Origin of the sequence: Erythrobacter sp. SD-21, from assembly GCF_000181515.1 — a bacterium.
Lineage (GTDB): Bacteria > Pseudomonadota > Alphaproteobacteria > Sphingomonadales > Sphingomonadaceae > Qipengyuania.
Window position 1 is genome coordinate 132425 of record NZ_ABCG01000007.1, and the last position, 19969, is coordinate 152393.

Sequence of the window (19969 nt, forward strand, 5' to 3'; positions counted from 1 at the left end):
TGAAGGAATGAAAATTCAAGGGAGCCCCGGGCGCTGCCACAGTGGCGCGTCCGGAACAGCAACATAGGTTCCCACATGTTACTTACTTACAAGATTGGCGTATTCTTGCGCCGTTGTACCAATCAGATCACTCACCTCGGCAAAAGCTTTCATTTGGGGCGGTTCTGAGATGGCGATCAAGAAACATAACACGCCGCCCGGCTTGGATTACGAGCCGCTTACCGGCGACCACACGAATATCAGTTTCGGGGTAATCCAAGCTTCGTCAAACAACGGAGAGACTCGCACAGCGAGCTCGGCGATATTTCGTCGTCTGTTTCCGGTTTCGCGACCGGATGATCCAAGCAACTGGTCAATGCCGACCTGCTACCGTCACGACGTTCTCCTGCCTGCCGGCGCTCCAGATGCATGGAGTGACCCCCTCACCCTCGCCAAGGCGTATGACGATCAGGGATTTAGCCTGAAAGACCTCGCTATCATCGTCACATTGCGGTTTCCCGAAACCGAATTGCTGCCTCAGGTCATGACACTCCACGAAGCGTGGGAAACAGCTCGAGCATTTACCCTCGAACAGATGGTGCGAGTGTATAATTTAGCGGCGGTCTGCGTGATGCACGTGCCAGCACGCGCGGCTCGGCCTGGTGCTCCACATGTCCACATCCTTCTCCCTGCCAGACGAATCCTGCCATCTGGATTCGGGAAGTTTGCCAAGCCTTTAGCGACCGATGACGGCCGCGAAGTCGTCGACCAGGCGTGGACCAAGTGGCTGGAGCGCGAAAATGGCAGATAACCTAGGCTGGCTCACGCGCCTGCAATTCGTGCTAATGATCCAGTTGGCAGCGAACAGCGATGGCGCAGTACCGAGCAATCTTCACGACGTGAAGGCGACTGAGTTATGTGAGGCGCTTCGAGACTCTGCCATGTGGGCGGTGCTGGAGACAATGGGTCAGGTCGAGACCAAATTCTTGGTTCGATCCCAGCATGAGGTCCGAGTAGAAGCTTTCAAGGTCATCGACTGCCTCGCCGATGCGTGGCGTCTAAGCCGAAAGGAACTCCTATCTATTCTCGGGCTCGATAGCGGAAAAGATCTCACCAGCCTGCGAACCCATACCATTGCGGATCTGGACCCGGTTTTGGTTGATCGGGTGTCGGGCCTGATCGAGATTTTCGGAGCTATCAACATCCTGCTGCCAATCGCCACGCGCGCGGACGAATGGATGCGCGCGGCAAATAAGGCGCCTCTTTTCAATGGCCGTTCAGCGCTCGAGCTGATGGCGGACGGCAACGCGGAATCCATTCACGCAGTCCGGGGCTACCTTTTCGCCCAGCTCGCTGGGCCATGAGATGATAAACTATCAGGGCACCCGGTCGCCAAGGCCGCCGGGTGTTCTCGCTAGCCCGAGTCCCTCACATCCGAGGAGGCAGCTGTGGCAGCAATCAAGTACCCAGATCCGCGCCTTCGCGACTTACTCGCGCGGTTCGACGAAGACTCAGAACAGCATGGCGAGATAGTCCCGCTTGAAGATTTGAAGAGAGAGATTTGGCAATACGGGAAGCGACGCTGCGACGTCGAGGCGAGCCGCGATAACCTGAAATACTATCTCGGCTTCGCCTTCGAAGTTAACGGTGGTCTCGATCTCGACAGTTTGGCGCTGACTGGCTTGCTTTCTGTGCCTTGGGCCGCCTTGCAAGGAAGGCTCCAAGGTCCGAACTCTCGCCAGGAAACTTTCGTTGAAGCAATTCGCCGTGCGCTTGAGGTGCCGAATCTGCGGGATTGGTGCCTAGCCCAGGGCACGTGGCTCCAGTGGCGGCGGCTGGAAGGGATCTATCGGCAAGAAATCGATGACTTTCGTCAATCTGATGCATTTCACCGCAAGGGGTGGCGGAGCAAGATCATCAGCCGCTCACAGCATTACCTCATCGGCGAGATTCACCGCATTCTTGGTAAGAGCAAACCAAGCTTGGCAACCCGCGGCGAAGCGTACGACTACATCGCCGCGGCGGGCGGCAATCCTCGCTTCTGGCAAGCACCGCCTGCACCCGAACCTTGGTGGGGCAGCTGAGCTATGGAGCTTTATGATTTTCTCCGGTTGTCGCTCGAATTGATCGAAATCCTGGAAGACGTGGAAGGTCGGCAAGAGGCCTTGGCGCATGCCATCCTAGAGACCGGCTCAATTGCACCCGACCCTGACCAACGCGAGAAGCTGAGTAACGACCTGGCGCTAATAGAACGCCAACTCGACGATGCTCTTGATCTGCTGGCTCAAATGCACGCGTTTCCAGTTTGTTCTTGACGAACCCCGAAAGCCTTCTAATTTCAGGGAGCACTCAGGACTCATCACGGTTCATCCGAGAACCGGTCGAAAATGGAGTTTTGAGTGTTCCAGAACAAGCCTGAAGATTTTACCCTCGCTCAGTTATTGCCAGCGAGCACCGCCACTGGGATCGCCCAGTGCCTTGCGAGCGACCCTCGACACTTCTCCACGGCAAACACCGTCTCTCCCGATACAATCGGAGACGCTCTTCTTGAGCTTTCTGATCTTTGCGAGGCGCGAAATCCCTTATTGCAGGCGCCGCATATTCACTTCGCTGACCTTCCCGCCGGCGTCGATGCAATACGCGGCCGAATTGAATGGATGATAAATTGCCGTACGTCTTCTGAAGATCGTGCAATCAAGGACAGGGCGATCGAGGCCTCCGAGTTGATCCTGGATCAGCTTGTGTGGGGAGAGGCAGACCCAAGCGAGAGCGGACGACACGCCTTGTCTCACGTCGGCCAGCCCATTCCCTGCGAACCGGAGGAGATAGCGCAAAGTCTCTATGAGATCGCTCACGCTCACTCTGACATCGTCCAAGCGCTTCTTTCTGGCGAACTCGAAGCCGTCCCAGCGATGATCGAAAGAGCCGGGAAAGAGTCAAATGCCCTTGTAGCCCTGATCCAAGCTGCGGCGGCGATGTACGTAATTTGGGCCCTGTTCGAACTGCAGCGTGAAGCGTGTCTGGGATGGCGCTTGCTTTACCAGCCGATCGACGGTGCAAGGGAATTGGGGCCGACGAAGCGATACACCATCGGCCAAGTCTTTCGGCCCAAGCTTGAGGAATATCGCTTAGCTGAGGAAATGGTCGTGCACTTTCGCAATTGCGTTGACGGCGGCGTCGATCGCATCACGGACAAGCGTGTGATCAACAAGATCGAGGCGAGAGCAAAAAGGCATGGGTACGGTCGGCTGAATCGCGAAAACGAAGCGGCGATCATCGCAAGTTTCGGCCGCCCTTCCATCGAGAGAGTCGAAGCAATGCTCAGCGGTGCGCAGGCGCTCGCCGATCCGTATTTTGATAGCCTTCAGGCGTTGATGAAGCACCCAGATGGGAACAGCAAAGCCGGCCAGGGAGCCGACATGCTGTCCGCCAGAATATCGGCCGTCCACCGCACTGCGATTGTCGCTGCCCGCGCGTATGAACTTTCGAGACTGGCGGGGACGGCATCGACCACTGATGACTTGCGCGCCATGCTCAACACCCACCTTCCGCGAGTGTTGAAAGCTTCCGACAAGAAGGCAGAGGACGCGCACAAGCTACGTCTGCGCCAGCTCTTTCACGTCTTTCGCATCGAGTTTCTGCGCGACGGTGAACACCTACCCAAGAGTATGAAGGGAAAAGAGGCACAGAGCTTTTAGCCGCCACTGGAACTGGACTTCGACCAGCGTCGTCGCGGTCGAGAGATTTTTGATCGCGCGTGGGATGCGCTCAACAGCCAGCCCGAGGACTGGCGCTTCAGCACTCCATTCGGCTGGCAATGTGATAGTGAAAAGGTGATCAAAAAACGCGGTTAGGCTGCGTTTCTCGAGAGGAGAAGGTGGGGATGGCAGTAGATTGTAGAATGTATTAGGCCACCCGGTCGCCAAGGCGACCTGAGCCGCTCTCCAAACAAAGCGAATGTCGTTTCATTCGCCTATACCCACACTTTCTAAGGACAAGCTTGGGGCAGGTGCCTGCCCAGAGCGGCGCGTCGTGTGCAATCTTCCCGACCGTATCGGACGATTGGAAAACGAAATTGCCGTGATCCAGTCTTACCTTGGAGCATCATTGGAGGATTTGCTTGGATGTCGTGAAGAGACAGCAAGCGAAATTAGTCCAGAGGAGGAAAATGATCCCGAGTAAGTTGGGGCGTACAGAGGCACCTCCCATGTCATCGCAGCCTTGAACGTCGGCGCTCTAGCCTCACCATAGTGCGACCGTCGACGTCGACTATCATCCATTGCCACGCGTCTCGCACGACAGCGCTCGGCATTGTTTATCTTATGGAACAATTCGCAAATGACCGCTTCACAGCCGATATTGCGCGCTTGCGCATATGTCCGAGTTAGCACCGAAGACCAAGCAGATCATCGCACAAGCCTAACCAGTCAAATCCACAAGATTCAGCAGTTTTGCGATGATAACGCTATCGAGCTTGTCGAGGTTTTCGAAGAGCCTGGAGTAAGCGGAAAAGGTGGAGATCGACCCCAGTTCAATAAGATGCTCAGACGCGCGTTGGACAAGTCTCATCCCTACGACCTGATTGTTGTCAACTCACTCAGCCGTTTCGCCCGCGACCTGGCGGTACAGACCACAACGTTCGCACAATTACAGGCTGCAGGTGTTGATTTTCGCTCGGTAACCGAGAATTTCGTTAAGGGCGCGAACGGTAACCTGATGCGCAGCATGGTGGGCGCCTTCAATCAGCACAATTCCGATCAGTGCGCGATGAACACGATTCGGGCCATGAACGCCAATGCGATGGAAGGGTTCTTCAACGGTGGGCCAGTCCCTTTCGGCTACCAATCAATCGTGGTCGAAAAGCGCGGCGACAAAGAGAAAAAGAAGCTGGATATTATCGAAGATGAGGCAGAGGTCGTCCGTAAGATTTTTCGACTCGCCCGCCATGGCGATGGTGAGGGACCATTGGGTGCACGTGGCATCGCGATGTGGCTCAATGAGCGAGGCTTCACTCTTCGGGGTGGACGGTTCAACAACTCAAATACGGACGCCATTCTTAAACGAACGCATTACCGAGGCTACTATTTCGACGGCAAACGTAACGAGTTTAAGGAACCGATCCCCGAAGAAAACTGGATCGTCGTCCCATGTCCCGCGATCATTTCGGAAGCCGAGTATCTGGAAGTGGCGGCATTGCGAGCGAAGCGAGCACCGACGGTAACGCCCCCTCGAGTTACGAACGGGAAGACCATGCTCCCGGCATCTATAGCCCGATGCGGCTGCCCAGATTGCGGAGAAGGCCTTACCGTGCGCACCGGTAGGGGCGGACAGTACCATTACTACAGTTGCCGGGCCCGCGTGAATATGGGCGCGCACACCTGTAATCTGAAAGCCATCCGCCGTGAGGACCTAGACGAAATCGTTATCGAGCAGCTCATCAAGCGCATTTTCCGTCGCGATCGTCTCCTTGAGCTCCTGGAGCATTTGCTGGCTCGATCCGAAAGCCTCGAGAACAACCGGCGCAAAGATCTGGCGATGACCAGATCGGAACTTACCAAGGTGGACAAGGCTATCAGCAACTTGCTCACAATGATCGAGTCTGGAGCCATGCAGGCTGCCGATCCGATTTTCGTCCAAAGAATGGCGCACAACCAATCACGAAAGTCTGCACTCAAGGCAGAGGAGAAAAGCCTTGAGCTTCAGCTTTCGACCTCGAAAGCTCGCATCGATGGAAAGATGATCGAGGGCTTCGCAAAGCGCATTTCAAATGCCTTGCGGGAAGGTGACCCAAAATTTCGAGCCGCATACGTTCGCCTGTTTGTTGGGAAGGTCGAACTGACCAACGACGAAGTGCGGATCTTCGGCACGAAAGATGCCCTAGAGAAGGCGCTGGTTGCAAACGCAAACCCCGACATGGGCGAAGTGCCCATTTTTGACCGGGGGTGGTGCCAGAAGAGGCATCACATTCGAACTTCTTTTCCGTTTAATTTCTGATGTTTAGATATTTCGGTCAAGCTGAAAAGCCCGCAAAAGGCCCGCAAAATCCCTCTAATGTATTGGTTCGATGCCTTTTTTAGGACTCGGAATTTCAATTTCAAACTTGACCGCGGAGTAGGTCGTTATCCGCTTTGCGCTCCAATCTCCGCTATTCTACGGGCTGCGCGCTCTGCCCGGAAGCAGTCATCCGTTCGGTTTACTTTAAATCATCGATATTCGTTCCAGCTTCTCTTCTTTTTGGCCGATAGTCTGGGAGGGGAGGATTTGATGTAATTCCCTCAACCTGAATATCTTCGATTTTTTCACTGAGAGGAGCAAGTTCGCGACTAAGCTCGCGAAGGTCCGTTTCACCTTCAACCAAAGAATCTTCGACCGCCGGAATGCCACTCCTTATCTGGGAAAGTTTGTTTTCAGCGTTCTGCACCCCCTCCCTGAATTGGCGAAGGCGTCGTTGCGCGATAGCAGAAGCGCTCCGCCCTGAGATCCGCCGATCTGCATCTCGAAGATTATTTCCCCATCCACCAACCCTTTGCCCTAAGTCTAACAATCTTCCTTTTGTTGAGGCCAATCGTTCGTCCCAACCTTCGGCGTCCGATGCGAGTGCGGCCGTCGTGACTCGAAGCCGGACAAGATCGGAGGTGATCACCCGTTGCTTTTCTGGCTCCAGTCCTTCGTTCAGAGCGCGAATGCTATTTGCCACGGTCTCTACAGTGGCGGTCGCATCCCTCCCCAATAGTCCGGTTTCGTCCGCGGCGGGAATGATCTTTTTTCCTGACTTGTCGGTGTAAATGCCCTGACGACCCCGTCGGCCCTCGAGCACGAGCGCAGCCTCTCCAGTTATCAGATCCGTGCTGATTGTCGCTTCAAGGCCGTGGACTTTCGCCGCAGAAGGATCGAGAGTCAGAACAACGACCACGTTTTCCGGTTCATTTTCCGCCAGACGGACCGATGTTACCTGTCCCACAGGGACTCCCGATAGTGTTACAGTCGATCCCGACTGAAGGCCTTCCACGGAGCGATCAAACTTGATCTGATATGTTTCCTGATTTGGTCTGGGATCGATTAGCCACATCGCGAAAGCGATGGTCGTAAGCATCAGAATGCCAACGATCCACGCCACTAGGGAGAAGTTTGCGTTAGTTTCCATCTAGCACGCCGCCAGCGGTTTGTTCGTCCGGCAGAGGGCCGGTGCAATGAAAGTTCGCGTCCCGCATGCTCCATTCGGTTGTCCGCTATAGAACATGACCGAGGTTCGTCCCCTGGCGCAATCGCCACGAGCGGGGCATCCGGGCGCGTCGAATGTGTTTTGGTTTGAGATCGGCCTAGTCCCAACACGGGCGTGATGCCGCCCCGCCCGTGGCGACCGAATATTGCTATGACTTGCGCAAGCCGCGTCCGGTCACTCAAGCGCGAAGGCGTCATGTCTTCCAGGCCGCTGCTGGAGGATGTGATTTCAAGTCTCCTGGCGATGTCCGTCTGGTTCAGGGCAGGAGCTCTGATGAGCTGCGCCAACACACGCCACTGCGTACGATTGAGGCTCAGCGGCTGTGCTCGGTCATCGAATGCCTTGCGCGCGGCGCGGCTGATCTGGTCCATCATGAAGATCGCTCGATCATCGTGGGTGATGACATTGTCGAGTGCGAGAGTGCCCTCATCTTCTGGCATGAGACATTCCTATCGATCGGAGAAAAATAGTAAAGGACTTTCGCATTTTGTTTTGGCCGCTATATCGCTCGCGCAGCGGCTCAAACGATGGCGAGGAGCGAAATAATCATGGCGGACGAGACAGCAGGGGCTAGCGATGAAGGCGCACGTCCGACGGGGTTGTCCAGTCCGCGGGTCCGGCTGGGTCTGCTGATCGCCGGCATTCTGGTCCTGCTCGCCGGGAGCTACTGGTATTACAATCATCAGACGTACGGCAGATTCCAGCAGTCCACCGACAACGCTTATATTGCCGCCGACAGCGTCATCATCTCCCCCAAAATTGCGGGCTACGTCGAGCGCGTATTAGTGACGGAGAATCAAACGGTCGCGTCGGGCGATGCACTTGTCCAGCTGGACGTGCGAGATTATCGTGCCCAAACGAACCAGGTCGAAGCCCAGATCGCCGCGTCGCTCGCCGGAGCAGATACGGTACGCGCCCAGCAACAAGAGCAGGACGCGGCAATTGCCCAGGCCCGTGCACAGCTCGCAGCAGCATCTGCACAGGCTGGTCTCGCTGCTGAGCAGGTTGTCCGGTACCGCCCCCTTGCCGCTTCGGGAGCGGAGCCGCGCGAGAGGCTCGATCAGCTGGAGGCCCAGGCCAGAGAAGCGCAGGCTCAAGTCGCGGCAGCGCGCGCCGCGCTCACGGCGGCACAGCGCCGACAGAACACGCTTAGCGAGCAGATAGACCAGGCCAATTCGCAAGCCAACGCCGCTCGTGCGCAACTCGAGGCCGCCCGTCTGAACCTGGCATCGACCACGCTCCAGGCCAGTATTTCCGGGCGGGTGGGTGACCTCACGGTCCGACCTGGACAATTTGTCCAGCCTGGCCAACGCCTTATGAGCCTCGTACCGACCGACCGCCTCTACGTGACAGCAAATTTCAAGGAAACGCAGCTCGGACTTGTCCGCCCGGGGCAACCCGTCACCTTGGAAATCGACGCGCTGCCGGACCTCGAGCTATTAGGAAGAGTGGAAAGCATCGCCCCCGGGACCGGGGCAGAATTCTCGATCCTACCTCCGCAAAACGCGACGGGTAATTTCACCAAGATCGTTCAGCGCGTCCCGGTGCGCATATCCATTCAGGCTTCGCCCGAGATCCTGCGTCTGCTGGTGCCGGGCATGTCTGTTGTCGCGAGTGTCGATACGCGCGCCGCTAGAGACCAACTCGATTCGATCCGCAACGCGGCCGGAGACTGACCGATGGCAGGCGCCGCTGCAGCGGTTTCGCCGCCGGTCGAAAAGGCCGATGCTACGGCCTGGATCGCCGTAGCCGCCGGTGCGCTGGGGGCGATGCTGGCAACGCTTGACATCTCGATCGTCAATTCGGCGCTGCCGACGATCCAGGGGGAAATCGGCGCGACCGGAACCGAAGGCACCTGGATCGCGACAGCCTTCCTTGTTGCCGAGATCATCATCATCCCTCTGAGCGCGTGGCTGGAAAGACTGCTCGGCCTTCGCACGCTGCTCATCGTCGCGGTTTCTGCCTTCACGGCCTTTTCGGTGTTGTGCGGCATTGCCACCGATCTGACGACGATGATCATCGGTCGCACCGGTCAAGGGTTCATGGGCGGCGCGCTTATTCCAACCGCTATGACCATCGTCGCAAAGCGACTGCCTCCATCGCAACAGCCGATCGGCATGGCGCTCTTCGGAATGACCGTGGTTCTTGGGCCGGTAATGGGCCCGTTGGTGGGGGGCTGGCTTACCGAGAACCTGAGCTGGCACTACGCCTTCTTCGTCAACGTGCCCGTCTGCGCGTTGCTCCTTGCTTTACTATTCATCGGGCTACCCCATGAAAAGCCCGACTGGGTTTACCTGCGCGAGGCTGATTGGGCGGGAATAGCTGGTATGATCCTTGGGTTGGGTGGGCTGACCATCGTTCTGGAAGAAGGCCACCGCGAGGAGTGGTTCGATTCCACGCTGATCGTCCAGCTCACACTGATGACGGTCGTGGGTTTTGCACTTCTGACCTACGGACAGCTTTACGCGCGCAAACCCGTGCTCAAATTGCGCCTGATGCTCAGCAGGCAGTTTGCCAGCGTCGTGGTGATGGCACTGGCGCTTGGCATGGTCATGTATGGCTCGACCTACGTGATCCCGCAATTTCTCGCGATAATTTCCGATTATAATGCCTTGCAGACCGGACTTGTGATCTTCTGGATGGGCGTTCCGGCTTTCCTGTTGATGCCCGTTCTCCCGTTCATGATCCGCAGGATTCACATCCGCATTGCGGTCGGCGCGGGCATGTTCATCATGGCGCTAAGCTGTTTCGTCAGCATAAATCTGACAGCGGAATCGGGAGGTGGAGTGTTCACCGAAAGCCAGTTCCTGCGTGGCATCGGCATGATCCTCACGATGATGTTCCTCAACCAGGCGACGGTAGCTTCGGTTGCCAAGGAGGATGCCGGCGATGCTTCGGGCATCTTCAACGCGGCGCGAAACCTCGGGGGCTCGTTCGCGCTCGCGGGGCTTGCCTCGTTCCAGGATCAGCGCCAGTGGCATCATAGTCGACGCATGGAAGAAACCCTCAACGCTAACAGCCCCCGGCTACAGGAATACCTGGACGGCATGACGGCGTCGCTGGGCAGCCCACAGGCCGCGCTGGAGATGCTTTCCGGCATCATTCAGCGCGATGCGTTCGTGATGACCTACAACGATGTCTTTTTCGCCATGGGCGCGATTACCCTGGTCACGGTGCCGCTGGTACTGTTCCTCAAGCCTCTCCCGAAGAACTTATCCCTTTCGATGCACTGAGAACTCTATGCGCAAGACCCTAACCCTCCTCGCTCCCATGGCGCTCCTCGCGGGTTGCATGTCCGGTCCCGACTATGCCGGTCCCCCGCAACTTGCGACCGCCGCAGGCAATGCGTTCGTACGCGCCGGCCCCGAAATCGATCCGTTTGCGCCGATTGCCGGCGACTGGTGGACGCTGCTCGGCGATCCGGTTCTCAATGAACTGGAGGCGCGCGCGCTGGTCGGCAATCCGGGCGTGGCCGCGGCGCGCGCTCGCATCGAACAGGCAAGGGCTTCTGTCCGCCAGGAGCGCGCCAACCGGCTACCCGCCGTGGCTGCGCAGGCGACTGCGGTCCAGGCGAATATCCCAGGGCTAGATATCGGCAGTGGCCCGCCCCCGGGATCGCCCGGCGCTCCTGCAGACACCGAAGAGCAGGACAGCCTCAGCGTCTACAACGTCGGGCTCAATGCAAACTGGGAGATCGATTTCGCTGGGGGGCAGGCACGGCGTGTCGAGGCCATTAACGCTCAGGCTGCGGCCTCGGTGGCGAACGCCGAGGATGCGAAAGTCCAGCTCGCCGCCGAAATCGCGCGGGCGTATGTGAGCCTGCGAGAAGCGCAAGGGCGGCTCGAGCTTGTCCAGCGAGAGCGCGACTTGCAGCAGCAAATTCTCGAACTGACCTATCAGCGCTATACACAGGGCGCTCTCGCGCTGTTCCCGGTCGGTAACGCGAACGCCGAGCTCGAACTGCTCAAGTCGCAGATCGCGGAAGCTCAAGCGGACATCGATGTATTCAAAGACACGCTCGCGGTGCTGACGGGCGAAGCGCCCGGCGCACTCGACGGGCTCCTGGCGGCTCAGGCCGAAATTCCGCTTCCCCCCGAACGGGTCGCGGTGGGCGATCCCGCAGCGCTAATAGCGCGGCGGCCGGATGTTCGAGCCGCCGAACGCATGCTGGCCGCGGCGAATGCGCGCATTGGCGTGGCAGAGGCTGCTCGCTTCCCCAAGATTTCCTTCATGGGGATTCTCGGTTTGGGCGGATCGGAGCCCGACGACATCCTGGACCCGGGCAACTTATCGGCAATCGCTTTGCCGCGGCTGCAGTGGAACCTGCTTGATTTCGGCCGCACGGCAGCATCGATCGATCAGGCCGAGAGTGCGCGCGACGAGGCCGAAGCGCGCTATCTTGAAGTGGTCCTGGGCGCACTACGCGACGCCGAACAATCGCTTGCTCGGTTCGGGCAACAAAGAGCCAACGTAGCCGCGCTGGCGCAGATCAGTCGGCAGGCCGACACGGCTGCGGAGCTTAACGAGCAACGCCGCGCCGCGGGGGTAATCTCGCAAGGCGAACTCAACACTTCGATCCGCAAGCGCGAACAGGCCAGAGCAAATCTCGATCGGGCGATCGCCGCCATGACAAATGGCTGGATCGCGATCCAGAAGTCGCTTGGGTTGGGATGGGTCGAATTGTCTCGCGACAATCGCACGTCGGTTGAGCCAGCTCCGGTCGATCGAAAATCAGTTATGAAACCTGAACAGAGTTAGGATAAGTTTTCTCAGAAGTCTGCCCCGCAGCCCCTTCCAACTTTTCCTAACGCGTCAGCACCTCGTGCACTACGACCCAATCTTGGATCATAGGGGTCAGCATGTTTCCGCCTTTCGCAGAGTGCGTTTGCCAGTATCACCATCGGATATCCCGATTGCACTATTCGGTGACTCTTCATTGTCGTTTCTATGTAAGGCCTTAAGCTTTCCGCGAGCATCTCGTAGCGACATCAACGAGCGATCGTACAGGCATTTCGAGTGCAGCTCGCATTTGGCCGGTTCGATGACCGCCTCGTCGGTAGGCTTACGAGGCGGTCATCGAGCATTACGCCGCTCTGGAAAAGCTATAAAGTCATGGGTCGAAATACGAACTAGCTGGCACTGTCCGTTCGGGTCGTTGGGAGGACCACCGATCTCCCCGCCAACACGATCTGGACCTGTTAGAAACTGAACCCCAAAGCAACACCATATCTACGAGGATCCAAAGTGTAGATATTGGTAAAATTCCCCGAGGATGCGTCGGTCAAGTACAATCCTGTCACCGAGCTGCTGTCGAAAATGTTCTGAACAAATCCGCGCACGAACCAACGCTCATCCGCACTGTTCAACTGCACGATCGCGTTGGCTTGCACGAATGGCTCGATCCGGTTGACCCTGCCGTTAAAGATATTGCCGTATTGCTCACCAGTCAGCGCTACGTCCACGCGAGGAACCAGAGTCATGCCATTGTCGAAAGTGGCGGTGTACTGCACACCCATCGAAACCTTCATTTCGGGGGCCTGCGGCAACTTGTTCCCTTTTATGTTGACCTCTACGCCAGGGCTTAATACCGCAAGGCCGCTGCCCGCCGGAACGGCTCCGGCCAAGACATCGCAAATGCTGAATGCGCCGCTTGACGCAAGATTGCCGTCATTAGGAAATTCTTCGGGACCACGAAGACCCAGAGCTGCGTTCACTCCGGCCACGAATGCGTCGGCCGCGCCGGGGGCTGGCCCGGTTACGGCACAATTAGCACCGTTGCTAATATCCTTGATGATGACGGCATCAGGATCGCCGCCACCCGGGTCGCGCGGATTGGAGAAGAACTGGTCGCCGGCAACTTCCGCGTTGAGATAACTGAACGTCAAGTTGACAAGCCAATCGGGATCGGGCCGGATAACGGACTCTAGTTCCACACCCCAGATATCGGCATCGATAGTATCATTAACTGAGGTACGGGCGACGATGCGGCTAAGCTGCAACCCGCTATACTTATAGTAGAATGCAGTAGCGTTTAATTGCAGTGCGCCATTCGCAAAGGTATTTTTCGATCCGATTTCAAATGCGTCGATGGTTTCTGATCCGAAGCTTTCAGCCACATCGAAAACGGGCGAAAGGGGCGGGTTGATACCCCCGGATTTATAGCCCCTGGCATAAGATGCGTAAATCGAATTGTCAGGCGTAACTTCGTAGTCGAGCACCGCACGCCCGGTTATTTCATCGAAACCTACTTCTCTAAATTGCGTTAGCTGCTCACCTGGCGTACCAGGATCGGCATCAAAAAGACCAGAGGGACCGGTTAAGGGAGTGATCGGGCTGTCGAACGGCTCCCCGTCATTCGCGTAAGGATTGAGGAAGCTAATCAAGGTCGTGCGCGCAGTCACGTCTTTCTTGTCGTCGTTATACCGCAAACCTCCGGTGAAGGTCAGACGCTCGGTCAGGTCGACGTAGATCTCCCCGAACACACCGAAGCTCTCAAGATTAGCCTCGAGAGAATTGTTGCGGTACATGGATGTTGCGAAGTAGGATGGCGGTGCACCGCCTGCCAAAGTACCAAACGATCCCAGAATGGCACTGGCGTAGTCAAGCGCGAATGAGTTTACATAGTAACTGTTGTCGGTAGTCTTGGACTTTGCATAGATCCCTCCGAGCAGGAAATTGAATGCTCCGTCGAAATCACTGGAAAGGAGGATTTCGCCGCTCCAGGATTCGCGTTGCTCTGAAGACCTGTCGAAGGATAGCGGCGTTTCGCCGCACAATACATTACCTTCGAACGCGCCCCTGTTCCCATCATCGTTATCGGAGGTGCACAATACGCCCCCTGGGCCATTGGGGATGAGAGCCTCCACAATCGGGGTAAAATACGCCGACGAACCTGGCACGAACGCCGGTGCAGGTGCGGGGAGGCCGGTAGGCAAACCGTTGGCCGCGAAGCCGGACAACACGTTCAAGGCCGTAGCAAAGCCGGTACGATCCTGAATGCCCAGAAAGTAGTCCTGCCGGGAATCGACTTCGGTGTCCTGATAAAGACCGGTTGCAGTCAGTGTCATAGCTCCGATGCGCTGCTCGAGACGGGCCTGTAGCTGCACTTCATCGGCAAAATAGAATGGAGTATACGCCGTGTTTACCGTGCGCACATCGTCGGGCTTATCGAATCCTGCAAATGCGTCGGGGCCGTACAGGCTTCCCAATCCCAGTACTGAGGGAATTCCCTGAATAGCGAAGAACTCTTGCGAACTGAGCGTTGCGCCGACTGTGGAATTGGCATTGGTGATGTCAAAGTCGCGGCGATTGTTCAGACAACCCAGCACGCCGAGCGGGTCACGCTGGCAGGCCTGCTTTTGATTACGTAAACGGGTGTCATCTTCCCTGAAATAATATGCCATGAAGTCGAGAGTGGTATCGGCACCGGGTTCAAAACGAAGAGAACCACGAACAGCGTACATGTCTCGGTCGTCGACATCCGAATTGTCGAAAAGGTTTGTGGTGTAACCGTCGCGATTCAGAAAGAATCCGGCTACCCGAACGCCGATAGAATCGCCGATCGGGACATTGACCATCCCTTCGGCCTTGATGCTGTTGTAATTCCCATACTCGAACTCTCCGGCCGCGCCGAAAGAACCGAGGTCAGGCTTGGCTGTCACAAGGTTGACAACACCCGAGGTAGCGTTGCGGCCGAAGAGGGTGCCCTGCGGCCCCCGTAGGACCTCAATTCGCTCAAGGTCAAAATATTCTGTTTCGAACAGCCGGGTACCAAAAAGAGGGGAACCATTGATATGGATAGCCGTCGCTGCGTCACACGTCACACCAACACAAAGATCGCCGATACCACGGATGGTGAAGGACGACCCGGTGAAGTTGCCCTTCGAAAATGAGACGTTCGGGAGCGTCAATTGAAGGTCAGCAGCGTTTTCGATCTGCTGGCTTTCGAGAGCCGTAGCATCGAAGGCACTGACCGCGATCGGCACCTCTTGCAGACTTTGAGATTGGCGTTGGGCCGTAACGATGATTACGGATCCTTGGGGTTCCGCCTCATCAGTTGTGGGATCCTGCGCTAAAGCCATCTGCGGCCAAGCCAAGATGGCCGAAGTGGCGAGCACCATCGCTCTCAGTGTCATATAGCATCCCTTCCCATCTCTTCAGTGCGACGATAATTGGCTCCGCCGCTTACTGCAAAATGGGGCGACCTCGAGGGTCGCCCCTTAGTCTGTGGAGAGGAGAGGGAGAGAATTAGCCCAATCCCCGTCCATGGGCATATACATCCGCGTGATATTAGTAAAGCGCCTTATCTTTTGACCCCATGGGCCACGATCCAGATCGCACGCGGAGTGAACGTTTGCTAAAGATCAGCAATGGTTGGCGCGCTAAGCGAGTTGCTCCCGATAAAGCTTTTGCCCCAGCTGGCATCGAGACCAACGAAGCGTTCGCCGTGCCGACGGCGACAATAGTTCGGATATAGTACAAGATGAATATGGACGCCCTTTGCCCCCATCTCGCTGGCCTCTGACCAGGAACCAGCCTCTTAGTATGGGGGATCTCAGAGGCTCCAAAAGGCCAGTACCGCCCGAAGCGCAGCGACGAACGCGAGCGGCTGATCCAGCATGAGATGATGGCGTGCATCGGGCACTGCAACAATTGGTATCTTTCCCCCTCCCAGTTCCCGGATATAGCGGGCGGAAACGCGATCAAAGAGCTGACTTTTCTCGCCGTACACAATCGCTTTGCGCCCGGGCGCATCGACCAGCCTCTGGCCTACTGTCAGCCATTCGTCGGGCTTGTTGCTGCGCCGGAACACTTCGGGAGAAAACTTCCATGTCCACTCCTCGCCATCGCGGCGGAGAGAGTGATAGGCCATGTAATCCATCAGGAACGGCTCACCAACTGCCTGCGGCGGCGACAGGATATACCTCTCGCGCGCCGCTTCGTAGGTCGGGTAGCGTCGCACCGGTTTGTCAGGATTACCCGACCCGGGGCTCGATCTGCCCATGGTCCAGTATTTCTCCAGCTTTTCGGGCCGCATCACCATGAGATCGCAGACAATAACGCCGGCGAAGGCATCCGGCGATTGGGAAACGGCGGTCAGCGCTGCACCCGAGCCGAAACTATGGGCGATGATCGTCGGTCTGCTTCCATCCGCAAACAAATCGAGCGCTTCGCTGATCTCGACAAATTCCTTTCCCCGCGCAGCTATATCGGCCACGCCGCGCATCTCGCTATCGCCCATACCGGCCAGATCGAACGCCACCACGTCGTAGTCTTCGGCAAGGTACGGTGCGATGAAGGCAAAGCAGCGGGCATGGGCGAGAAAACCGTGAGTCATGAGCAATTTGGGCCGGTCACGCCTGCCCCAGCGAAGATAATGCACCCGCGCGCCACCAACCTCTACGAAGCCTTCCTCACGGGGCACGCTCAGCGCCCAGGCGAACCATTCGGGTATATCCGCCCCGTCGCCGGCCCATACGGGATCAATATCTGTTGACCCGTCGTGGATTGGTTTCATTTCATTCATTTCGGCGCAGTCTCCATACCGGATAGTGTATTCCTGATAAAACCACGATAATCGTGCCGTGCGACATCGTGGCATAGATCGGCGTAACCAGATACGCTGGGGAAATTGATCAGTTGTCGGGGTTTGCCGGGAATATTGGCGCCCATGTACCACGATTCAGCCTTGGGGAAGAGCGTCATCGACCCTACTTGGGCGACCATATCGGTCCAGCTTCGCTCGGCCAGCGCATCGGCTTCGAAAAGGCCGATCCTGTTATCGCGCAGCCAGATCCGGAAATCGCAGATCCAGTCACCCTGGATTTCGGCGCTTGTCGGACCGTTGGAAAAGCCTGAAGGGCTGAGCGGGCCGTAGGCGAACAGCATGTTCGGAAATTGGGCGACGGCCATGCCCAGATAGGCTTTGATCTCACTCTTCCATGCTTCTGCCAGCGCCAGCCGACCGCGGCCGGTGATGTTCATGTCGATGAGCCCGCCACGACCGGCATCGAAGCTGGTCGCGAAGACAATGAGATCGCACGGGATCATGCCAGTGGCTGTTTCTATCCCGGCCTCGGTGACGCGAGTGATCGCGGTGTCGTTCAGATCGACCAGCGTAACATTGTCTTGTGCGAAGATCTCGTAATAATTCTGTTCGAGCGATGGTCGCTTGGTCCCGAAGGGATGTGGCGGCTCATCGGGAGCGAGCTTCTCGGCAATGGTCGGGTCGCAGATCCGCTCGCGCACCTTGTCACACCAGAACTCGTAGGCGTGGCGATTGGCGTCCTCGTTCGTCAGTATGTCAGCGAAATTATGATACCAGAAGCGCAACCCTCCTCGCTGCCACAAATCCTCGAAATGCGTAGTCCGCTCTTCCTCGGTCACAGCCAGGGCCGAGATGTCCAGCGATTGGCATTCGAAACCGCCACTTGTCGTAAGCCTTTTGTGGAAGACAGCGGGATATTCGGATTTTTCGCGAAGCTGACGATCAGCGTCCAGTTTTTCCTGCCGCATGGGAAGGGCGAGAATCGGGGTTCGCTGAAAAAGCGTCAGCTGCTCCGCGCAGCTTGCCGCCTCCTGCGCCACCTGTACGCCGCTGGCACCCGTGCCGATCAGGGCGATCCGGCGGCCGGAAAGGTCGATGCCTTCCTGCGGCCAGCGGGCGGTATGGCACCATTCGCCTTCGAAATCGCTAAGGCCCAGGATATCGGGAATGTAGGGTTTCGAGGCGAACCCCAGGGCCGGCAAGAGGAAACGCGCGCTTACTTTTCCGCCATCGTCGAGCTTCAATCGCCAGCAGGCGGTGTCTTCATCGAACGGCGCGCTTTCGACCCGTGTTTTCATTCGCATTGCCGGCCAGAGGTCGAGCGTATCGCAGACGTGGAGGAAATAGGCGCGCAGTTCTTCCCAGCCTGGAAATCGTTCGCTCCACGTCCAGCTTTTCCATACTTCCGCAATGGAAAATTCGTAAAGTGGAACCTGGGAATCGACCCGTGCTCCCGGATAGCGGTTCCAGTACCAGATTCCGCCCGGCTGCTCCGCTGCGTCTACCAGCAGAACATCGAACCCCGCCTGACGCAGCTTGTAAAGCAGGTATATTCCGCTGAACCCGGCCCCGACGATTACGACATCATAGTCAGGAGGGGGCGAATGGCTCACGAGGCCCCGGCACCCGCTTTCGCGATGTCTTTAGCCGTAGTATAATCCGCCTTGCCGTTTGACGCGCGCAAGGCGGTTTGCGTTGGGCAAATCGCCTTGGGCGTTTTGTAACCTGCCAGTTGCTGGCGCACGTGATCCTTGATCGCTTGCGCGTCGAAGTCCGCATCCTGGGTCAAATGCACCACAGCGGTCACCGCTTCGCCCCATTTTTCGTCAGGCACCCCGACGACAAGCGCGTCGGCAATGGCGGGATGGGTTTTGAGCACTTCCTCCACCTCCTCGGGGTAAACCTTTTCACCTGCGGTGTTGATGCAGACGCTGCCGCGGCCCAGCAAGGTCAGGCTTCCATCGGATTCCACCCGGCACCAGTCGCCCGGGATGGAGTAACGCACGCCATCGATCGTCCTGAAAGTCTTGGCCGACTTTTCCGGGTCCTTGTAGTATCCTGTGGGGATTGCGCCCTTGCGGGCAATAAAGCCGGGCACGCCGCTCCCCGCCTCGACCTTCCGGTCGTTCTCGTCGAATACGTCGCAAAATTCCCCGATCCCGAATTTCGCGGTGTTGGTGCCGCCCTGTGCGGTCGTCACCGACAAGCCGTAGCCCAGCCCTTCCGAAGCGCCAAAACTGTCCATGAGGATGACCTGGGGGATATGTTTGCACAGGCCCGCCTTTACCTGTTTACTCCACATGACGCCGGACGAGATGATCGAAATCAGGCTGCTCGTGTCCCAGCGCTTCGGGTGGGCGTCCAGCGCCTGCAGCATGGGTTTGGCAAAAGCGTCACCGACAATGGCGATGCTCTGCACCTTGTGCTGGTCCACCGCATCCCACAATTCTTCCGCGTCGAAGGATGGATCGGACAGCGTGACGATGGCCCCGCCCGACATGAGCGTGCCAATAGCAGTAATGAACCCGGTTCCATGCATCAGCGGGCACGCCGGCAAAGTGATGCGCGCAAGCTCGCCCTGCTTCACCAGGGCCACCATTTCCTCCATGGTCTGGGGAACCGGACCCAGCAGCTTTTGCGCGTCGAGCTGAGCCTTGCGCATATCATCGTGTCGCCACATCACGCCCTTGGGCATGCCGGTGGTACCGCCTGTATATATGAACAGCAGGTCATCGGGAGAACGCTCGATATCGAGAGGCGCGCCGTTACCTTCTACAAGTTTTTCGTAAGGAAGCGCGAAGGAAGCGATCTGCGAAGCATCGCCGATTTCTACAAATGTATGAACCTTGGTCAACCGTTCCTTCAGTTCAAGAATGCAGTCGCGGAACTCGGAACTGTAAACAATTACCTCGCTATCGGAATCGTCGAAGATGTAGAAAACCTCCTCGGGACGGTAACGATAATTGATGTTCACGTGCGTGAGGCGGCCCTTGAAGCACGCGGCCATCAATTCCCCGTATTCGGAACGGTTGCGCATGTAGAAGGCTATCTTCGCCCCGTCGCCTGCACCTTGCGCGCGCAGATTGCGCGCCAAATTGTTCGAACGCTTCGACATTTCGGGCCAGCTAATGATCCGGTCGCCGTGAATCAGCGCCGGAGCATCTTCCGGGACCGCAGGTTCGATTGCATCAAGGATGTCGCCAAGGTTCCAGTCGATCACG

The 19969-nt window shown here is 57.4% G+C and carries 15 protein-coding genes; 9 read left to right on the plus strand and 6 right to left on the minus strand.

Annotated features, from left to right (window positions below):
* The first annotated feature begins 169 nt into the window (after positions 1-169).
* The 6 genes from ED21_RS14840 to ED21_RS11980 all read left to right on the plus strand — a co-directional run bounded on the left by ED21_RS14840 (position 170) and on the right by ED21_RS11980 (position 5973).
* A complete protein-coding gene (locus ED21_RS14840) occupies positions 170-790 on the plus strand; it encodes a MobA/MobL family protein (protein WP_156787458.1) in 621 nt (206 codons plus the stop codon).
* Positions 780-1343 (plus strand): antitoxin Xre/MbcA/ParS toxin-binding domain-containing protein, encoded by a 564-nt coding sequence (locus ED21_RS14845; RefSeq protein WP_050784770.1) that lies wholly within the window; start codon positions 780-782, stop codon positions 1341-1343. The genes ED21_RS14840 and ED21_RS14845 overlap by 11 nt, the downstream gene beginning before the upstream one ends.
* Before the next feature lie 84 nt (positions 1344-1427).
* Positions 1428-2063, plus strand: coding sequence for a hypothetical protein (locus ED21_RS11965; RefSeq protein WP_006834171.1), 636 nt, complete (start codon positions 1428-1430; stop codon positions 2061-2063).
* Between the two features lie 3 nt (positions 2064-2066).
* A complete protein-coding gene (locus ED21_RS11970; RefSeq protein ID WP_006834172.1) occupies positions 2067-2294 on the plus strand; it encodes a hypothetical protein in 228 nt (75 codons plus the stop codon).
* Between the two features lie 84 nt (positions 2295-2378).
* On the plus strand, positions 2379-3677 hold the full coding sequence (locus ED21_RS11975; RefSeq protein ID WP_006834173.1) for a hypothetical protein: 1299 nt from the start codon (positions 2379-2381) through the stop codon (positions 3675-3677).
* A gap of 640 nt (positions 3678-4317) precedes the next feature.
* Complete coding sequence (locus ED21_RS11980) at positions 4318-5973, plus strand: recombinase family protein (protein WP_006834174.1); 1656 nt, start codon at positions 4318-4320, stop codon at positions 5971-5973.
* 199 nt (positions 5974-6172) lie between these two features.
* On the opposite strand, the gene ED21_RS15205 is transcribed toward ED21_RS11980, so the two are convergent.
* Together ED21_RS15205 and ED21_RS16000 are read right to left on the minus strand one after the other, a co-directional pair.
* Positions 6173-7123, minus strand: coding sequence for an MlaD family protein (locus tag ED21_RS15205; protein WP_006834175.1), 951 nt, complete (start codon positions 7121-7123; stop codon positions 6173-6175).
* Positions 7096-7641: a MarR family winged helix-turn-helix transcriptional regulator gene (locus tag ED21_RS16000; RefSeq protein ID WP_119511589.1), complete on the minus strand. Its 546-nt coding sequence runs from the start codon at positions 7639-7641 to the stop codon at positions 7096-7098. The genes ED21_RS15205 and ED21_RS16000 overlap by 28 nt, the downstream gene beginning before the upstream one ends.
* Before the next feature lie 108 nt (positions 7642-7749).
* Here ED21_RS16000 and ED21_RS11990 point away from each other — a divergent pair, with 108 nt between their 5' ends.
* Genes ED21_RS11990 through ED21_RS12000 form a run of 3 tightly spaced genes read left to right on the plus strand, consistent with a single transcriptional unit; the run spans position 7750 to position 11959 of the window.
* A complete protein-coding gene (locus ED21_RS11990; protein ID WP_034922621.1) occupies positions 7750-8877 on the plus strand; it encodes an HlyD family secretion protein in 1128 nt (375 codons plus the stop codon).
* Positions 8878-8880: 3 nt separating this feature from the next.
* On the plus strand, positions 8881-10434 hold the full coding sequence (locus ED21_RS11995; RefSeq protein ID WP_006834177.1) for a DHA2 family efflux MFS transporter permease subunit: 1554 nt from the start codon (positions 8881-8883) through the stop codon (positions 10432-10434).
* A gap of 37 nt (positions 10435-10471) precedes the next feature.
* Positions 10472-11959, plus strand: a complete 1488-nt coding sequence (locus ED21_RS12000) for an efflux transporter outer membrane subunit (RefSeq protein WP_006834178.1) — start codon at positions 10472-10474, stop codon at positions 11957-11959.
* Between the two features lie 440 nt (positions 11960-12399).
* Here ED21_RS12000 and ED21_RS12005 read toward each other — a convergent pair whose 3' ends face one another.
* The 4 genes from ED21_RS12005 to ED21_RS12020 all read right to left on the minus strand — a co-directional run bounded on the left by ED21_RS12005 (position 12400) and on the right by ED21_RS12020 (position 19968).
* Positions 12400-15336, minus strand: a complete 2937-nt coding sequence (locus ED21_RS12005) for a TonB-dependent receptor (protein ID WP_006834179.1) — start codon at positions 15334-15336, stop codon at positions 12400-12402.
* 419 nt (positions 15337-15755) lie between these two features.
* Entirely contained in the window at positions 15756-16727 is a 972-nt protein-coding gene (locus ED21_RS12010) for an alpha/beta fold hydrolase (RefSeq protein WP_006834180.1), read from the minus strand.
* The gene (locus tag ED21_RS12015; protein WP_006834181.1) at positions 16724-18361 is read right to left on the minus strand and encodes an NAD(P)/FAD-dependent oxidoreductase; all 1638 of its coding nucleotides are present in this window, start codon (positions 18359-18361) and stop codon (positions 16724-16726) included. Before ED21_RS12015 ends, ED21_RS12010 begins: the two co-directional genes overlap by 4 nt.
* Complete coding sequence (locus ED21_RS12020) at positions 18358-19968, minus strand: acyl-CoA synthetase (protein WP_006834182.1); 1611 nt, start codon at positions 19966-19968, stop codon at positions 18358-18360. Before ED21_RS12020 ends, ED21_RS12015 begins: the two co-directional genes overlap by 4 nt.
* Between the last annotated feature and the right edge of the window lies 1 nt (position 19969).

Excerpts from the sequence above, each read along its gene's own strand:
- ED21_RS14840 (WP_156787458.1), top strand. The coding sequence starts at position 170 with ATGGCGATCAAGAAACATAACACGCCGCCCGGCTTGGATTACGAGCCG.
- ED21_RS14845 (WP_050784770.1), top strand. The coding sequence starts at position 780 with ATGGCAGATAACCTAGGCTGGCTCACGCGCCTGCAATTCGTGCTAATG.
- ED21_RS11970 (WP_006834172.1), top strand. The coding sequence starts at position 2,067 with ATGGAGCTTTATGATTTTCTCCGGTTGTCGCTCGAATTGATCGAAATC.
- ED21_RS11980 (WP_006834174.1), top strand. The coding sequence starts at position 4,318 with ATGACCGCTTCACAGCCGATATTGCGCGCTTGCGCATATGTCCGAGTT.
- ED21_RS15205 (WP_006834175.1), bottom strand. The coding sequence starts at position 7,123 with ATGGAAACTAACGCAAACTTCTCCCTAGTGGCGTGGATCGTTGGCATT.
- ED21_RS16000 (WP_119511589.1), bottom strand. The coding sequence starts at position 7,641 with ATGCCAGAAGATGAGGGCACTCTCGCACTCGACAATGTCATCACCCAC.
- ED21_RS11990 (WP_034922621.1), top strand. The coding sequence starts at position 7,750 with ATGGCGGACGAGACAGCAGGGGCTAGCGATGAAGGCGCACGTCCGACG.
- ED21_RS11995 (WP_006834177.1), top strand. The coding sequence starts at position 8,881 with ATGGCAGGCGCCGCTGCAGCGGTTTCGCCGCCGGTCGAAAAGGCCGAT.
- ED21_RS12000 (WP_006834178.1), top strand. The coding sequence starts at position 10,472 with ATGGCGCTCCTCGCGGGTTGCATGTCCGGTCCCGACTATGCCGGTCCC.
- ED21_RS12005 (WP_006834179.1), bottom strand. The coding sequence starts at position 15,336 with ATGACACTGAGAGCGATGGTGCTCGCCACTTCGGCCATCTTGGCTTGG.
- ED21_RS12010 (WP_006834180.1), bottom strand. The coding sequence starts at position 16,727 with ATGAATGAAATGAAACCAATCCACGACGGGTCAACAGATATTGATCCC.